General features: G+C 38.2%; 13 protein-coding genes, 2 tRNA genes and 1 pseudogene. 6 read left to right on the forward strand and 10 right to left on the reverse strand.

What is annotated here, in order from left to right; all coding sequences use genetic code 11:
- Positions 1-23: 23 nt before the first annotated feature.
- The 3 genes from fusA to rpsL are packed head-to-tail and all read right to left on the reverse strand — an operon-like array spanning position 24 to position 2,993.
- Entirely contained in the window at positions 24-2,108 is a 2,085-nt protein-coding gene (gene fusA / locus ACFINE_RS06475) for an elongation factor G (protein ID WP_375607436.1), read from the reverse strand.
- A gap of 24 nt (positions 2,109-2,132) precedes the next feature.
- Positions 2,133-2,603, reverse strand: a complete 471-nt coding sequence (rpsG, locus tag ACFINE_RS06480) for a 30S ribosomal protein S7 (protein WP_015856589.1) — start codon at positions 2,601-2,603, stop codon at positions 2,133-2,135.
- An 18-nt stretch (positions 2,604-2,621) separates the two neighbouring features.
- A complete protein-coding gene (rpsL, locus tag ACFINE_RS06485; protein ID WP_005773262.1) occupies positions 2,622-2,993 on the reverse strand; it encodes a 30S ribosomal protein S12 in 372 nt (123 codons plus the stop codon).
- 488 nt (positions 2,994-3,481) lie between these two features.
- Here rpsL and xth point away from each other — a divergent pair, with 488 nt between their 5' ends.
- From xth to ACFINE_RS06510, 5 genes are all read left to right on the forward strand, one after another.
- Positions 3,482-4,264 carry an exodeoxyribonuclease III gene (gene xth, locus ACFINE_RS06490; RefSeq protein WP_375621441.1) on the forward strand — a complete coding sequence of 261 codons (783 nt, stop codon included), beginning with the start codon at positions 3,482-3,484 and terminating at the stop codon, positions 4,262-4,264.
- A 124-nt stretch (positions 4,265-4,388) separates the two neighbouring features.
- Positions 4,389-5,294: a transporter substrate-binding domain-containing protein gene (locus tag ACFINE_RS06495; protein ID WP_375621442.1), complete on the forward strand. Its 906-nt coding sequence runs from the start codon at positions 4,389-4,391 to the stop codon at positions 5,292-5,294.
- Positions 5,295-5,435: 141 nt separating this feature from the next.
- Positions 5,436-6,188, forward strand: coding sequence for an amino acid ABC transporter permease (locus tag ACFINE_RS06500; RefSeq protein ID WP_375612442.1), 753 nt, complete (start codon positions 5,436-5,438; stop codon positions 6,186-6,188).
- Positions 6,189-6,190: 2 nt separating this feature from the next.
- A complete protein-coding gene (locus ACFINE_RS06505) occupies positions 6,191-6,907 on the forward strand; it encodes an amino acid ABC transporter permease (RefSeq protein ID WP_375621443.1) in 717 nt (238 codons plus the stop codon).
- An 11-nt stretch (positions 6,908-6,918) separates the two neighbouring features.
- Entirely contained in the window at positions 6,919-7,665 is a 747-nt protein-coding gene (locus ACFINE_RS06510) for an amino acid ABC transporter ATP-binding protein (RefSeq protein WP_273791447.1), read from the forward strand.
- A gap of 102 nt (positions 7,666-7,767) precedes the next feature.
- On the opposite strand, the pseudogene ACFINE_RS06515 reads toward ACFINE_RS06510, so the two are convergent.
- The 6 genes and pseudogenes from ACFINE_RS06515 to ACFINE_RS06540 all read right to left on the reverse strand — a co-directional run bounded on the left by ACFINE_RS06515 (position 7,768) and on the right by ACFINE_RS06540 (position 15,590).
- Positions 7,768-8,558 (reverse strand): annotated as a pseudogene (locus ACFINE_RS06515) (tetratricopeptide repeat protein).
- A 1,040-nt stretch (positions 8,559-9,598) separates the two neighbouring features.
- Positions 9,599-12,322, reverse strand: coding sequence for a valine--tRNA ligase (locus ACFINE_RS06520; protein ID WP_375621444.1), 2,724 nt, complete (start codon positions 12,320-12,322; stop codon positions 9,599-9,601).
- A 137-nt stretch (positions 12,323-12,459) separates the two neighbouring features.
- Positions 12,460-13,014 carry a DUF2497 domain-containing protein gene (locus ACFINE_RS06525; protein ID WP_375612445.1) on the reverse strand — a complete coding sequence of 185 codons (555 nt, stop codon included), beginning with the start codon at positions 13,012-13,014 and terminating at the stop codon, positions 12,460-12,462.
- Positions 13,015-13,262: 248 nt separating this feature from the next.
- Complete coding sequence (locus ACFINE_RS06530) at positions 13,263-14,555, reverse strand: TolC family outer membrane protein (protein ID WP_375621445.1); 1,293 nt, start codon at positions 14,553-14,555, stop codon at positions 13,263-13,265.
- 66 nt (positions 14,556-14,621) lie between these two features.
- A complete protein-coding gene (locus tag ACFINE_RS06535; protein WP_375621446.1) occupies positions 14,622-15,296 on the reverse strand; it encodes a protein-L-isoaspartate O-methyltransferase in 675 nt (224 codons plus the stop codon).
- A gap of 220 nt (positions 15,297-15,516) precedes the next feature.
- Positions 15,517-15,590 (reverse strand) — tRNA-Cys (locus ACFINE_RS06540).
- Positions 15,591-15,790: 200 nt separating this feature from the next.
- Here ACFINE_RS06540 and ACFINE_RS06545 point away from each other — a divergent pair.
- Positions 15,791-15,865 (forward strand) — tRNA-Asn (locus tag ACFINE_RS06545).
- A 185-nt stretch (positions 15,866-16,050) separates the two neighbouring features.
- On the opposite strand, the gene ACFINE_RS06550 is transcribed toward ACFINE_RS06545, so the two are convergent.
- Entirely contained in the window at positions 16,051-16,281 is a 231-nt protein-coding gene (locus tag ACFINE_RS06550) for a hypothetical protein (RefSeq protein WP_375621447.1), read from the reverse strand.
- Positions 16,282-16,342 lie beyond the last annotated feature (61 nt).

The raw sequence follows: 16,342 nt of genomic DNA on the forward strand, positions 1-16,342 counted from the left end.
AAAAATTAATTACCAACCTGAAATTACGCGTATTTCTTTTGAATCTCCAAAGCAACAGCTGAAGGCACAGGCTCGTAATGATCAAACTGCATTGTATACTGCGCACGCCCCTGACTCATAGAGCGAAGAGTATTCACATAACCAAACATATTTGCCAAAGGAACCATTGCATTCACAACCGTTGCAATGCCGCGCGCTTCAGTTCCTGAAATCTGTCCTCGACGAGAATTGAGATCACCAATAACATCACCAACATAATCATCTGGTGTAACAACTTCCACCTTCATGATCGGTTCAAGAAGCTGTGCACCAGCCTTTTTTGCCCCATCACGAAAAGCCGCACGAGCAGCAATCTCAAAAGCCAAAACCGAAGAATCAACATCGTGATAGCCACCATCAATGAGAGTCGCTTTTACACCAAGCATAGGAAAGCCCGCAAGAGGACCTGACCCCATAACACTCTCAATCCCTTTTTGGACACCGGGAATATATTCTTTAGGAACAGCACCACCAACAATCTTTGACTCAAAAATAAAGTCATCACCATCATGAGGCTCAAAAACAATTTTCACACGAGCAAATTGACCTGCACCACCCGATTGTTTCTTATGCGTATAATCAATTTCCGCCATTTTAGTAATTGACTCACGATAAGCAACTTGAGGCTGCCCAACATTTGCTTCAACCTTAAACTCACGCCGCATACGATCAACAATAATATCAAGATGAAGCTCACCCATTCCAGCTATAATAGTCTGACCAGATTCCTCATCCGATTTAACACGAAATGAAGGATCTTCGGCTGCTAGACGGTTAAGAGCAATACCCATTTTTTCTTGATCTGCTTTTGTCTTCGGTTCAATTGCAATCTCAATAACAGGCTCTGGAAATTCCATCCTCTCCAAAATAACAGGCTTCAAAGGATCACAAAGAGTATCCCCTGTTGTCGTCTCCTTAAGTCCTGCAAGAGCAACAATATCACCAGCAAATGCTTCTTCAATATCCTCACGAGAATTTGAATGCATTTGAAGCATACGCCCCAAACGCTCTTTTTTCTTTTTCACAGTATTCTCAAGAGAAATACCTTTCTGAACTTTACCTGAGTAAATACGACAGAACGTCAATGAACCAACAAAAGGATCATTCATAATTTTAAAAGCAAGCATAGATAACGGAGCATCATCAGAAGATTCGCGTGTCGTCTCAGCCTCAGTCTTTACATCAATACCCTTAATCGCCGGAATATCAATTGGTGAAGGGAGATAGGAAACAACAGCATCCAAAAGTGGCTGCACCCCCTTGTTTTTAAAAGCCGTACCACAAAGAACCGGATGAAACTGAACTTCTACTGTCCCCCTACGAATGAGAGAAACAAGCTGCTCGTTGGTTGGCATAACACCTTCCAAATAAGCCTCTGTCGCAGCTTCATCAACCTCCACAGCCATCTCAATCAATTTCTCGCGATATTCTTCAGCTTTCTCCTTTAAATCAGAGGGAATTTCACTTATCACTGCCGAGGCACCAATAGAACCATCCCACTTTAAAGCCTTCATTTCTACAAGATCAACAACACCTTCAAAGTCATTTTCAGCACCAATCGGCAACTGCAAAACAAGCGCTTTAGCACCTAACCGAGAACCAACCATCTCCACACTACGATAAAAGTCAGCTCCTATTTTGTCCATTTTATTAACAAAAACCATACGAGGCACGCGATACTTCTCAGCTTGCCGCCAAACAGTTTCCGTCTGAGGCTCCACACCAGCATTTGCATCCAACAAGGCTATTGCACCATCAAGAACACGCAAAGAGCGCTCAACTTCAATCGTAAAATCAACGTGCCCTGGCGTATCAATAATATTAAAGCGACGCTTCCGACCGTCTTGCCCTTCCCAAAATGTTGTTGTCGCAGCAGACGTAATCGTAATACCACGCTCCTGCTCCTGCTCCATCCAATCCATTGTAGAAGCACCATCATGGGTCTCGCCAATTTTATGATTCTTACCGGTATAGAACAGAATACGTTCAGTCATCGTAGTCTTACCAGCATCAATATGCGCCATAATACCAAAATTACGATAATCTTCAATTTTATATTCGCGAGCCATTATATTTGCCTTAGTTTAAAACTTCTACCAGCGATAGTGAGAAAAAGCACGATTAGCTTCAGCCATACGATGAACATCTTCACGCTTTTTCACGGCAGAACCACGATTATTAGCCGCATCCATCAATTCACCAGATAAACGCTCAATCATCGTCGTTTCATTTCGACCACGTGCCGCCGCAATCAACCAACGAATAGCAAGAGCCTGACGACGATCAGGACGAACATCAATCGGAACTTGATAAGTAGCGCCACCAACACGGCGTGAACGAACCTCAATGTGAGGAGCAACATTCTCTAAAGCTCGATGAAATAGAGCCACAGGATCTGTTTTTACTCTTTTTTCTACAGAATCGAGCGCACCATAAACAATACGCTCTGCAACTGATTTTTTACCATCAAACATAATGGCATTCATAAATTTCATAATAACCAAATCACCAAATTTTGGATCTGGATTAATCTCACGCTTTTCTGCTCTATGACGACGGGACATTGGCTTTGTCTCTCAATATTATTTTGGACGCTTCGCGCCATACTTTGAACGACGCTGTTTACGATTCTTGACACCCTGCGTATCAAGCAAACCACGAATAATGTGATAACGAACTCCCGGCAAATCTTTCACACGACCACCACGAATCATTACAACAGAGTGCTCTTGAAGATTATGTCCCTCTCCAGGAATATAACCAATCACCTCAAATCCATTCGTCAAGCGAATTTTAGCAACTTTACGAAGAGCAGAATTAGGTTTCTTCGGTGTTGTTGTATAAACACGCGTACAAACACCACGTTTCTGCGGATTCGACTGCAGAGCAGGAACCTTATTACGTTTAACTGGCGCCACACGCGGCTTGCGAATCAACTGGTTTACGGTAGGCATGCAACCTTCCTCTTTTCGATCTACATTCGTCTCACCCAATCGGGCTTTTCTATTTTCATTTCTATCCACCCCAACAAAATCGAAGCAGATATCTAAGTCTACACACAAAATCGGGCATACCTGTACAAAACAGTTTACCCGACCATAAGCAGAGAAGGCAATAGCCTTTTGCACTAGCATTTGCTTTTAATCTTCTTAACACCTGTGAATAATTTTCCGGCTCATATCCAAAACACCTGATTACATCCACATCGGTTATGTTCATTTCTAATAGCGAGAACACGTACATTCGTCAAGAACTAAACAGCAGAAAGTTTTTAAAAATGAAAATAAATTAAATTTTAAAGCTTTAAATTTGCTTTTACCGCTACTCTTGATAAATTAATTTACCATAGTAATATCCCCTATAAACAAAAAAACAGCGATGTGACTGTAGTAAAACATAGCAGTAAATTGAATTGCATATTTGATATCTAATGATGAGCACCATGAAAATAGCAACGTGGAATATTGCTGGAATAAAAGCGCGACATGAAACATTATGTCAATGGCTGCAGCAAAGCCAACCGGACATCGTCTGTTTACAGGAAATTAAAAGTATTGATGAAAATTTTCCACGCGATACAATTGAAAATTTAGGTTACCATATAGAAACACACGGACAAAAAAGTTTTAATGGCGTTGCGATTCTCTCTAAAAAAACACCAGATGAAGTGATCCGTCGATTACCAGGCAATGATAATGATAAACAAACACGTTACATTGAAGCTGTTTATTCAACAAACAAAGGTGTTGTTCGTGTTGCATCTCTCTATTTGCCAAATGGGAATCCTATTGAGAGTGAAAAATATTCCTATAAGATAGAATGGATGGAAAGATTATATACACATGCAAAATCATTGCTTGCGTATGAAGAACCTCTTATTCTAGCAGGTGATTATAATGTCATCCCCACTCCATTAGATGCAAAAAAACCTCAAGAATGGTATCAAGATGCCTTATTTCTTCGAGAAACAAGAAAAGCATTCCAACGTATTCTTCATTTAGGTTTTTATGATGCTATCCGGAATGTCACCGATACTCCCTCCTTCAGTTTTTGGGATTTTCAGGCAGGTGCCTGGCCTAAGAATAATGGGATTCGCATTGATCATTTATTATTATCACCAGAAGCTGTTGATCAATTAATTTGCGCTCATAGCCAAACAGAAGTAAGGGGATATCAAAAACCATCCGACCACGTTCCTGTTTGGATCCACCTTAATATCAATTAAGAAAGTAAAATCCTTATTTCATGAGACAACAAAAAAATTCCACTCAAAAATAATAACTATGCTACAGCATATAAACAGTATATCTTAAGCAAATAAAATAAAAATAAATGAATGGAGGACATAAATGAAGAAATCATTATTAATGCTTATTGCAGCAACGGCCATTGGATTCTCAAGTTTCGCGCATGCTGAACATGATACTCTTGAAAAAATAAAACGAACAGGGGAAATTACTTTAGGTGTCCGTGAATCATCTGGTTTAGCCTACGCCCTTGGTAATAATAAATATGTAGGTTTTCATACAGAAATGGCAGAACGGATCATTGATGATATCTCAAAAAAAATTGGTAAACCAATTAAAATTCATTATCTTCCCATCACTTCTCAAAATAGAATTCCTCTCTTAAAAAATAAAACCTATGATTTTGAGTGCGGCTCAACAACACATGATATTGCCCGCAGTAAAGAAGCAGCATTTGCTTATACGACATACATTGAAGAGGTTCGGATTGCTGTAAAGAAAAACTCTAACATTAAATCTCTTGAGGATTTAAATGGAAAAACAGTTGCAACGACCACCGGTACAACATCTGTTCAACTTATTCGTAAAAATAAACGTGCAAAAAACATTCAGTTTAAAGTTTTAAAGGGGAAAGATCACGGAGATAGTTTTTTATTATTAGAATCTGGTAAGGCAGATGCTTTTGTCATGGACGCTTCAATTCTTGCTGGACATATTGCTAAATCAAAGAATCCATCTGATTATGTCATTCTTGATACTGTACTTTCAGTCGAACCTATTGCCTGTATGCTCAGATTAAATGACAAAAAATTTGAACAAACAATCAACGATAGTATCGTACGTCAGATTAAAGATGAATCACTGGAAAAGCTTTATAATAAGTGGTTTATGAAACCGATCCCACCTGCTAACACTGTTATGAACCTTCCCTTATCAAAACAAACAAGATATGCTTGGGATCACCCAAATAATAAGCCTCGAGAAAGCTACGCAGAAAAAGATTTATAGAGTTTAATAAAGAAGAACCACACTCTTTTGAAATTGAGTGTGGTTTATATTTTAATTCACTTTTTAATAAATCTGGACTATGTAGATGCGCGTGGTTTATTGTCCTATTTGTGAATGACTAATTTGAGGGAATATCAATTAATGGACTTTTCTTTCCTTTGTAGAGATGACCTTACTCAAACATTGGTAACAGGATGCTTGGGAACTCCCGGCGTAAGTCATACCTATTTAGATACACTTCTCGATGGCTTAAAAAATACAATTATATTATCTATCACTTCACTTATATTAGCTGTATTGTGTGGTGTTATTATAGGAACAATGCGCACTTTACCCAAAACATCCATAATCAATTATATATTTCGCACTATCGGTACTATTTGGGTAGAGATTATGCGTAATATTCCCCTCCTTGTACAAGTGTTTTTGTGGTATTTTGTTGTTCCGAAGATTTATCCACCAGCGATGAAATTTTCCCCCATTCTCTTAATAACATGCGCATTGGGATTCTTTACATCTGCACGCATTGCTGAACAGGTTCGTTCAGGCATTGAAGCGATTCCTTCTGGACAACGCTATGCTGCTATGGCAATGGGATTTACAACTTATCAAAGTTATCGCTATATTATACTACCACGTGCTATACGTGCAATTATGCCACCTCTTACTTCAGAAGCAATGGGGATTGTGAAAAATTCATCTATAGCATTCGCCGTTTCAATAAATGAGCTCATGCAATTTCAATACCAAACAATTGAAGAAGTAAGCCATGTTTACGAAAATTATTTGCTTGTTACGATCCTTTATATTCTAATAGCCTTATTCGTATTCATTGTGATGACAGTCATTGAACAAATACTCAAAATTCCTAATTTTCAAACAAAGGGAAATTGAATATGATGAATTTCATAAGCTCTCAGTTTGGACTTTATTTTCCTTTCAATTTTTCCGACTTTGATTTTTCCTTTTTTACCTTTGATGTATTTCGTTCTTACATTTTATCAGGTTTACTCTTTAGCGTTTTTCTAACTCTTTTTGCAACGGTATTGGGGTTTGTTTTCGGCACACTTTTAGCAATGATGCGCCTTTCTTCCATAAAACTTCTTTCTTGGTTTGCAATCAGTTACATAACAGCTATGCGTTCAATACCACTTGTGATGGTTATCTTATGGTTTTTCGTGCTTCTGCCTTTTTTAACTGGTATATCCATTGGTGCAAATAAATCAGCACTCATTACCTTTACCGCATTTGAAACGGCTTATTTTGCTGAGATTATGCGTGCTGGAATCAATTCAGTTCCGCAAGGACAAAAATATGCAGGACAAGCTCTTGGAATGACATATTGGCAAAGTATGTACATTGTCATTCTTCCTCAAGCCTTTAGAGATATGCTTCCAGTCTTTTTAACACAAGTTATTATCCTTTTTCAGGATACAACCCTTGTTTATGCCATCAGTGGTCATAGCCTTTTGAATGGTTTTGATATTGCTGCTAATAATTTTGGTGTAAAGCAAGAAGCTTATATCTTAGCAGCTATTTTCTATTTTGTTATCTGTTTTACACTGTCACAAATAGTTTTGTATTTACAAAAAAAAGTATCCATTATTCGCTAACAGGAAAAAAAATGTCTACTCATATGATCGAAATAAAAAATGTTTCTAATTGGTATGGCGAAATTAAAGTCCTTAAAAACTGTACAACTAACATTAATAAAGGAGAAGTCGTTGTCGTTTGTGGTCCATCAGGCTCAGGAAAGTCAACACTCATTAAAACTATTAACGCTCTCGTCCCTTTTCAAAAAGGTGAAATTTGGATTAATGGAATACCAGTTCATTCAAAAAAAACGAATCTGCCTAAATTGCGAAGTCAGGTAGGAATGGTGTTTCAACACTTCGAGCTTTTCCCCCATTTATCTGTCACAGAAAATTTGACAATTGCACAAATCAAAGTCCTAAAACGAAGCAAAAAAGAAGCACTTGAACGTGGATTGTTATATCTTGAACGCGTTGGACTCATTGAACACAAAGATAAATATCCTGGTCAACTTTCTGGAGGGCAACAACAACGTGTTGCTATTGCACGTGCCTTAACTATGGATCCACTTGTCATGCTTTTTGATGAACCAACATCTGCTCTAGATCCTGAAATGGTAGGTGAAGTACTCGATGTCATGATTAGCTTAGCAGAAGAAGGTATGACGATGATTTGTGTAACCCATGAAATGGGATTTGCACAAAAAGTATCGGAGCGTGTTATTTTCATAGATCAAGGAACAATTCTTGAAGACTGCTCATCTAAAGAGTTCTTTTCTGATCCGCAAGCAAGAAAACCGAGAACGCAAGAATTTTTGTCTAAAATCCTAAGTCATTAGCCGTTAGATTATCAAAAAAAGCTATCTTTACTATGAACTTGTATACAAGAAAACAGAGTTTAATATAAGATGAGAGAATGTAAAAATATTACAATCAGATGTTTAAAAACTGTTATTCTTTAAAATCTCAGCAACCAGTGAAATTGCTGTACGTCTCTCAGATTCATTACAAAGAGCAAAAGCCTCTTCTTGCAAAGGGTGAATCCAATTTTCGTCTTTTACGTTAGCTTTTTATAGGCAGCAGTTAACATTGCTGCCCCACGGACAATTTTTCCTTCTTTAAGCAGTATATTTCCAAGCATTGCTTGGGCAGAAGGATTTTCTTTTTTTGCTGAAAGTTGAAACCATCGTGCTGCTTGTATAAGATTTTTCTCCCTTCCCTCTCCCTTTAAAAATATTTTTCCTAAATGATACTGAGCTTTAGGATTTCCATAGTTTACCGCAGCCTGCATATAAAGATGAGAAGCATAAGAAGGATCAGGTTTCACAGGTGATTGAGGAATACCTTTTTTTATATATCCGGCAAGTTTAATCAATGCATCAGAAACATAACTTTCATCCTCTGAACCAAGATCAGCACCTTTTTCAACAATATATGCAAAAAAATTATATGCCTTATAATCATTTTTAGGGACACCATCACCGTTTGCATAGATAGAGCCAAGTTTCCAATTCGCACCAATATAGCCTCTCTTAGCAGCACAACGTAATGCTGCAATAGCCTGAGTTATATGCCCATTTTTATAAACAGACATGCCACGTTTTAAAAAATAAAACGAACCATCATTCGCTTCTTGCAAGCTATTGACATCTATTACATAAACAGTCGAAAAGAATTCCTCTAAAATCACAACAATCGTGACTTTTTTCCATATCTGAAACCTATTAACCATTCCCCCTACCTCAATTTTAATGATTATATCTGTTACAAATTTCTTTGTAGATATTTAAACTCTTTTTCTTAGTAAGAAGCATACGCAATTTTAAAGTAAAAATTTTAAAAGAAAAAACAAATAGATAAAAACCATCCAATAGGATTTATCGATCTTAAAATTTTATACGTATGAGCAAAAATCGTTCAATAGAATAACGTGCATTAAACAGCAACTTGAGAACGAAGAGAATACATGATGAATGGTAAACGTTTGAGTATAAAAAACAATACGAAAGATGGATAAATATAATGATGATAGTTAACTTATAACTTCACGACTGCCTTACCACCTTAAAGATGAAGTTTTTTGCCTCCGTCAATCTATAAACAATACAGCTTTTTGTTTAACGGATTGCACCTAACATCATTTCACATGGGGTTACTTCATACTTTACACACAAGTTTTACCTCAGAATACTCACCACTACATACAAAAAATACCACATATGTAATTTTACATGCCTTATATTGCTACTCTAAATGATGATATTTTACAGAAATAAAACAAGATATTGATTTTAATGATACTTTACCATTTTGCATGTTGAATGAGGACCTCGAATATCGTAAGATTCTCTCATTCCAAACTTGTTCCATGTTAAATCAATCAAAACCATCCGCTTGCACATTACAAGTAGAGAGAGCTATGTGGATAAAAACTCTGTGTAAGAAAGAACTAAAAATGCCTCTTACGAACGGTTTGAGCTAAGGGTTGTCCGGATATTGGACAGAATGGTGCTCCCAGCGCTTGTTACTTCACAAGCATAAAGAAGGGAAGCTCAATGGATTTACCGTTATACCATTCATGATCTACGTCGTGGAATAAGCTTGAATGCCTTAAAAGATGTCTCTTTAATGATAAACATAAAACAATGGATTTCAGTAGAGATTTTATGATCGTTCATGAAAAACTAACAAAAGAAAAAGTTTCCTTTTAAAGAAGATCTATACTAGCCCTACTGGTATGCAATTATCTATCAAAAAAATAAAAAGTTGAAATCAATCTAACCGCTCTAAAGCAACAAATATTTTTTTCTGCGCTGCACGCAGTTCTACAACCCTATTCCGCTCACGCTCAACAATTTCTGCTTTTGCATTTGCTATAAATTGGGGGTTGTTTAACTTAAGCGATATTTTTTCAATATCTTGTTCAATTTTACTGACATCCTTCCTCAAACGAACACGTTCAGCCTCCAAATCAATCAACTGTCCTAATGGTAAACAAAAAACAGCCTCTCCCAAAATCATTTGTGCTGATACTTCCGGAACTTTATCAGAGAAATCAATAACTTCAATACGCGCTAATTTTTTAAGAAGTGCATCATAACGCTTCATACGCTCTCGCGTTACTTCCCCTCCTTCGACAACAACAAGAGGTGCTTGTGTAGCCACTGGAATATTCATTTCAAAACGTACAGACCGAATCCCTGTGACGACATCAATAAGCCAATTAATATCATCAGCAGCTTCTTCATCTATCAATGTTTCCTCTGGCCATTTTGTCAATGCGAGCATATCCTCACGCTTGATGGCTTGCGTTTCTGTAAGAGACCACAACTCTTCCGTCATATAAGGCATAAAAGGATGAAGAAGTTTATAAACTTCATCTAAAACCCAAGCAGTACAAGCTTGAGCCTCATTTTTAGCATCTTCATTTTCCCCCTGAAAAATAGGTTTGAGAAGCTCCAAATACCAATCACATAATGTATTCCAAATGAAACGGTAAAGAGTGGCAGCAGACTCATTAAATTTATAGTGTTCAATACCAGTCGTAACTGCTGAAATTGTTTTAGATAACTCTGTTAAAATCCAACGATTAAGCGCCAATTTTGCTTGTTCTGGTTTAAAAGCTGGATCATGCTTCACACCATTCATCTGTGCAAATCGGGTAGCATTCCACAATTTCGTAGCAAAATTACGATAACCAGCAATACGGGAAACATCAAGTTTTACATCACGACCTTGTGCTGCCATAATAGCTAAAGTAAACCGAAGTGCATCAGCACTATATTGATCAATAAGCTCTAAGGGATCAATAATATTTCCCTTTGATTTTGACATCTTTGCACCCTTTTGATCCCGTACAAGAGCATGCACATAAACCGTTGGGAAAGGAACGTCACCCATAAAGTGAAGTCCCATCATCATCATACGAGCAACCCAGAAAAAAATAATATCAAATCCTGTCACAGATACAGATGTTGGGTAAAAAGTAGATAATTCAGTCGTTTTATTTGGCCATCCTAATGTTGAAAAAGGCCAAAGAGCTGATGAAAACCAAGTATCTAAAACATCCGGATCACGGATTAATTCAACAACCTCACCATAATGAGCAAAAGCTGAATCTAAAGCCTCTTTTTCACTTTTTTCAACAAAAACCGTTCCATCAGGACCATACCAAGCAGGAATCTGATGTCCCCACCATAATTGGCGAGAAATGCACCAAGGTTGAATATTTTCCATCCAATTGAAGTACGTCTTTTTCCAGTTATCTGGAACGAACTGCGTTTTGCCTTGTTGAACAGCCTCTATCGCTGGCTTTGCTAATTCAGCAGCATGAACATACCATTGATCTGTCAAAAAAGGCTCAATAGGGACACCACTGCGATCTCCATGAGGAACCATATGGGTATGATCATCAACAGAAGCTAAATATCCCTGTTCTTCCATCAAAGAAACAATCTTCTGGCGAGCAACAAAACGATCAGATTTATCGAGGTTTTCTACTAACATTTTTAATTCATCTGATAAAATCAAACCATCGAAAAATGCTTCATTTTCACGAAGAAAAATCTCGGCTTGCTGGGTAAAAATATTGATCAAGCGTAAATGATTACGCTGTCCTACTTCAAAGTCATTAAAGTCATGAGCCGGTGTGATTTTTACAGCACCACTTCCAGCCTCAGGATCAGCATGGCTATCACCAACAATTAATAACTTACGACCAACAAGCGGCAAAAGAGCATTTTTACCGATAAGATTTTTATAACGCTCATCTTCAGGATTAACAGCAATTCCTGTATCACCAAGCATTGTTTCTGGTCGTGTTGTCGCCACTGTTATAAAAGTTGTAGCATCATTTGGATCAAAAGTTTTACCTTCAAGTGGATATCTAAAGTGCCACAAATGTCCTTGAACTTCTTTTTGCTCAACTTCAAGATCTGAAATAGCTGTCAACAATTTAGGATCCCAATTGACGAGGCGCTTATCCCTATATATCAACCCTTGCTTATAAAGCGTGACAAAGACTTCACGAACCGCCTGCGACAACCCCTCATCCATTGTAAACCGCTCACGCGACCAATCACATGAAACCCCAAGGCGACGCAACTGGTTTGCAATAACGCCTCCAGTTTCATAACGCCATTCCCAAATACGCTCAATAAACTTTTCTCTCCCCATTTCTTGACGCGTTGGCTCTTGACGTTCTGCAAGTTGACGTTCCACAACCATTTGCGTAGCAATCCCAGCATGATCCATACCAGGCTGCCACAACACATTTTTGCCACGCATCCGCTGAAATCTAACTATTATATCTTGAATTGTCGTATTGAGCGCATGCCCCATATGAAGTGAGCCCGTAACATTAGGAGGAGGAAGCATAACGCAAAAAGGTTCTGCACCGCTTTTAGAACCAGCTCCCGCTTTAAAAGCCCCACGAGTCTCCCATCTCTTTGCAACCCGTTGCTCTATAGAGGCAGCATCATAGTTTTTTTCTAACATTCTATCCATCCATAACGCCGCTGAAAAACACAATATATGATCAAAACCTGATCAGAATCTCGTGAATCTCAGCCATTCACTAGAGAGCTCGCAAAATCGCAAACAAAATCCCCATAAAATGAAAAACATAAAAATAATTAAGACGATTTTTTAATCGCCTTCACAATCTCTTCACGCAAAATATCTTCCAGCAAAATAGGCAATTTAGACTGTAACCATTCCGCTATAGCCGGACGCAACACATCCTTTGCAATCTTTTCTGCAGAAGAAATACAATATGCAGACAATTCCACATGACCATCCCTTCCAGCGTCTGACTGTGATTTCCTTATCTCATCTTCATATTCTTTTGCTTTATAAACAGAATTCCGTTCTTCAGAAGAAAGCTTCATCTTTTGCATATCCATACCAACTGTATTATTTTCTGCCTCTATATCCTCTTTCTCTTGCGTTATCTTCCCTCCTTGATTTTCAGAAGAAAGACCAATACGATCAGCTAAAGCTTTCATAGCATCATCAACCGATAAGGTTGTATCATAAATACCCTCGGATGCCACTTCTGAAGCATTCACTGCAACATCTTCATTTAAAAAGTGATCAGATTGAACCGCATTTTCTTCGATTATTTCACGAATAGATGTTAAAATTTCATCCATACTTGGCTCACGTAACACGCTTGAACTCTGTACCATACTTTACAACCTCTCAAAGACGCAACAACAAATAGAATCATATTTTCAGTGTATGCAAAAGAATTATAAGATCAACATGCCTCCTACGATATTTTCAAATATGCTTGTCATAAAGAGGGCGCTACACACAGTTTTCTACACTTATAAAAATAATATCTCGCCGCAATATCTTTCAACATATTCAACTGTTGATTTACTAATCTTTTAAAAACTAAAATAATTTAAGATTAAAGAGATACTTTTATACATTATCGGATATATTTAATTGTTTTTAAACCTAAATAACTCGCAGTCAATTTACCAATAGAAGACTGAACACTATAGCTCGCCACAACAGCATTACGCTCTGCCATTGCAAGCGCAATCTGAGCATTAATCAATAGAGTACGAGAATTTAAAACATCCAGCGTCGTTGCTTGCCCTACGCGATTTTCTTGAACACGACCTTTCAGAGCAATTTCAGCAGCACGAACACTTTCACGGTAAGCAACAACAGATGAGCGTGCGCCCTCCAACTGAAACCAAGCAGAAGTCAGTGCTTGCCTCGTATTACTATGCGCCAAATCGAGTTGAAGCTGCGCCTGTCCAAGCTGTTCCCTTGATTGGCGAATTTGCGCAGATGTACGCCCTCCTTCAAAGATTGGGACACTTACTGACAATCCTACAGATTTAGAAACGCCATCTTCTCCAACCCCGCTGTAGATTCGATTATAAGATGCTGTTGCAGAAAAATCAACTTTAGGGAGCAATGCCCCTTCTTTCGCCTTTACATTATAAGCACTCGCATCAACTAAATATTTAGCATAAAGGATTGCTGGATGCATCACAACGCTCATTTGGTAAGCCATATCAAGGTTGACGGGAAAATCTTTGGCTAGAGGTGGGCGTTTTAACTTTTCAGGATCAGAACCAATAACTTGTCGATACACTGCCTCTGCTGCTTTTACATCAGAACGAGCAAGACTCAGCTCTGAAACCGCCACGGAACGTGCAGCTTGAGCTTGAGCAAGATCAACATGCCCTCCTTCACCCACATCAAATTTTGCTTTATTAGAACGAACTTGTTCCTCAAGAGCTGCCAAATTTTCTCTCCGAAGATCGGCAACACGACGTGCGTGATAGACATTAGCATAAGCGGTCACCGCCTCCAGAAACGTATTTTGTTCAACATTACGAAGATATTCACGCTGGGCCTGCAACTTAACTTGAGCTGAAGAAAAGATATTTTGCGTGATAAAACCATCAAATAATCTTTGATTTAATCTCACTCCTATAGATCCAGAAGTGACATAAGGACCTGTAAAAGACTTATTGCGCCCATAGTTCCCAACCCCCTCAACCTGTGGCAATAGCCCCGATCGCGCAATGACAACATCATCACTGGATATACGCACAGCTGCACGTTCACTATTCAACTTAGCATTATATTTATAAGCCTTAGAAAAGGCATCCATCAATGTTTCAGCACAAACAGCCTCTGATAGTAAAACACTCAACACCAGCAATAAACACGCCTGAAACTTCTTGTTTACTCTAAACATAATACACACAATAACAAACCCCAAATAAATTACAAAATTATCTTTTATTCACAAAACAAACAAGCACTAAAACACAAAACCAGGTGTTTTGAAAAAACAAGGAAGAGGCTTTACAGCGAGGTTAAAAGCACGACGAGCCGAGATGATCCCATCTTCTTTTATATAGATTTGTGCAACAGCAGCATTTCCATGCCCTTCAACCACAACAAGACGTCCACAGTCTTTCATTTGATCAAAGATACCTTGAGGAATAAAATCAACAGATCCCTCAATGAAAATCACGTCATAAGGTCCCTCAACGGCATATCCTTTCTCTAATGGACCATGAACGACAACCACATTATCACATTGATTCCGTTCTAAAGCTTCAAGAGCACGTTCAAAGAGAGATTTATCACTTTCCAGCGCAATCACAGACCCTGCAAGTTTTGCAAGCAACGCTGCACAATAACCACTATTTGCACCAATATCTAAAACAACATCTGATGATTTTAAAGCGGCAAGCTGTAGTAATTTCGCTAGAGATGCAGGTTTCATCAAATAGCGTGCAGGAACCCCATCTTGCTCTGGACATAGAACAATATCGGTATCAAGATAACTTAACACTTTCATATCTTCCGATACAAAATCTTCACGAGACACCGTTAAAAAGGCTTCAAGAACTGATAAATCCGTTACATCGACTGTACGAATTTGATTGTCAACCATTTTGCGACGAAGCTCAGCAAAATCTGCAACCATAACGAATATTTTCTCCTAACCTACAAAAAACAAACAAAACAGCGACAATAAGGGATAAAGATCTCTTAAACTATGGGCGTTACAAAAAAGGATACTACAGTCAACAATTAGATTTTAACTGTATAATCTCTCATACAAAAGTGTCTTCACAAGAATAGAGGGAAATAATCTATTTTCCTATACCTCATCTCCCTTAAAAGCCGTTTCGTTTAAAATCGGCTGGAGGCCTCGCCCGGAATCGAACCGGGATACAAGGATTTGCAGTCCTCTGCGTAACCATTCCGCCACGAGGCCTCGTCAACAAACATAAAGGTTTCAATAAGGGAAGGCAACGCATCCGTCAAGGTGTAGAAATATTCTCTCGCCTTTTTTCCTCTTATTACACAATTTATCATATTTTTTTAAAAAAAGTAATTTTATCCTTTGCAAATCAGTATTGCTTTGCTATAGCCTTTTCAAGCTATAGCCTTTTCAATTAAATGATTGGGCACCGTTCCCCGGTAGCTCAGCGGTAGAGCAACCGGCTGTTAACCGGTTGGTCGCTGGTTCGAATCCGGCCCGGGGAGCCACTTTTCTTTTCTATCACAAATAATTTATTGATTTTCCATATATTTTTTACAGTGAGGGACGCGTAAATAAAAGTTAGGGAATAGGATTTTGCAACACGTCTCTCTAATTATTACGAATCAAGAGTTCTTTTCGGGGTGGTTTTTTAGCAAAACCAGAGGTCCAAAGGGTCGCTATTCTAAGATATCTAACTTTTTGTTATCCATCTTTTAAGATGTGAGAAGCTATTCTCTATGGTGTCCACGCAACGGGAAAAATCTATTACAAACATAAAGAGAATGAAGGCAATCAATTTCATGATGCGTGACATCATCTTTAAGCCTTGATAGGTCTCTATCATCTCGTGAAGGAGCTGTTGTTCTGTTTCTGTAAGATCTTTATCTTTGCTGCTTCGTTTCTTGACCATCTTTCCAACCACATAAATGGGCTCCCTGCTTGTTATGCTTCAAAATATCTCTTGCAAGGTTGGAACTGATGAC

The organism is Bartonella sp. AA97HXZ (genome assembly GCF_042196985.1).
GTDB lineage: Bacteria > Pseudomonadota > Alphaproteobacteria > Rhizobiales > Rhizobiaceae > Bartonella.

Excerpts from the sequence above, each read along its gene's own strand:
- ACFINE_RS06530 (WP_375621445.1), bottom strand. The coding sequence starts at position 14,555 with ATGTTTAGAGTAAACAAGAAGTTTCAGGCGTGTTTATTGCTGGTGTTG.
- ACFINE_RS06535 (WP_375621446.1), bottom strand. The coding sequence starts at position 15,296 with ATGGTTGCAGATTTTGCTGAGCTTCGTCGCAAAATGGTTGACAATCAA.
- ACFINE_RS06505 (WP_375621443.1), top strand. The coding sequence starts at position 6,191 with ATGATGAATTTCATAAGCTCTCAGTTTGGACTTTATTTTCCTTTCAAT.
- fusA (WP_375607436.1), bottom strand. The coding sequence starts at position 2,108 with ATGGCTCGCGAATATAAAATTGAAGATTATCGTAATTTTGGTATTATG.
- ACFINE_RS06520 (WP_375621444.1), bottom strand. The coding sequence starts at position 12,322 with ATGTTAGAAAAAAACTATGATGCTGCCTCTATAGAGCAACGGGTTGCA.
- rpsG (WP_015856589.1), bottom strand. The coding sequence starts at position 2,603 with ATGTCCCGTCGTCATAGAGCAGAAAAGCGTGAGATTAATCCAGATCCA.
- ACFINE_RS06510 (WP_273791447.1), top strand. The coding sequence starts at position 6,919 with ATGTCTACTCATATGATCGAAATAAAAAATGTTTCTAATTGGTATGGC.
- ACFINE_RS06525 (WP_375612445.1), bottom strand. The coding sequence starts at position 13,014 with ATGGTACAGAGTTCAAGCGTGTTACGTGAGCCAAGTATGGATGAAATT.
- ACFINE_RS06495 (WP_375621442.1), top strand. The coding sequence starts at position 4,389 with ATGAAGAAATCATTATTAATGCTTATTGCAGCAACGGCCATTGGATTC.
- rpsL (WP_005773262.1), bottom strand. The coding sequence starts at position 2,993 with ATGCCTACCGTAAACCAGTTGATTCGCAAGCCGCGTGTGGCGCCAGTT.
- ACFINE_RS06500 (WP_375612442.1), top strand. The coding sequence starts at position 5,436 with ATGGACTTTTCTTTCCTTTGTAGAGATGACCTTACTCAAACATTGGTA.
- xth (WP_375621441.1), top strand. The coding sequence starts at position 3,482 with ATGAAAATAGCAACGTGGAATATTGCTGGAATAAAAGCGCGACATGAA.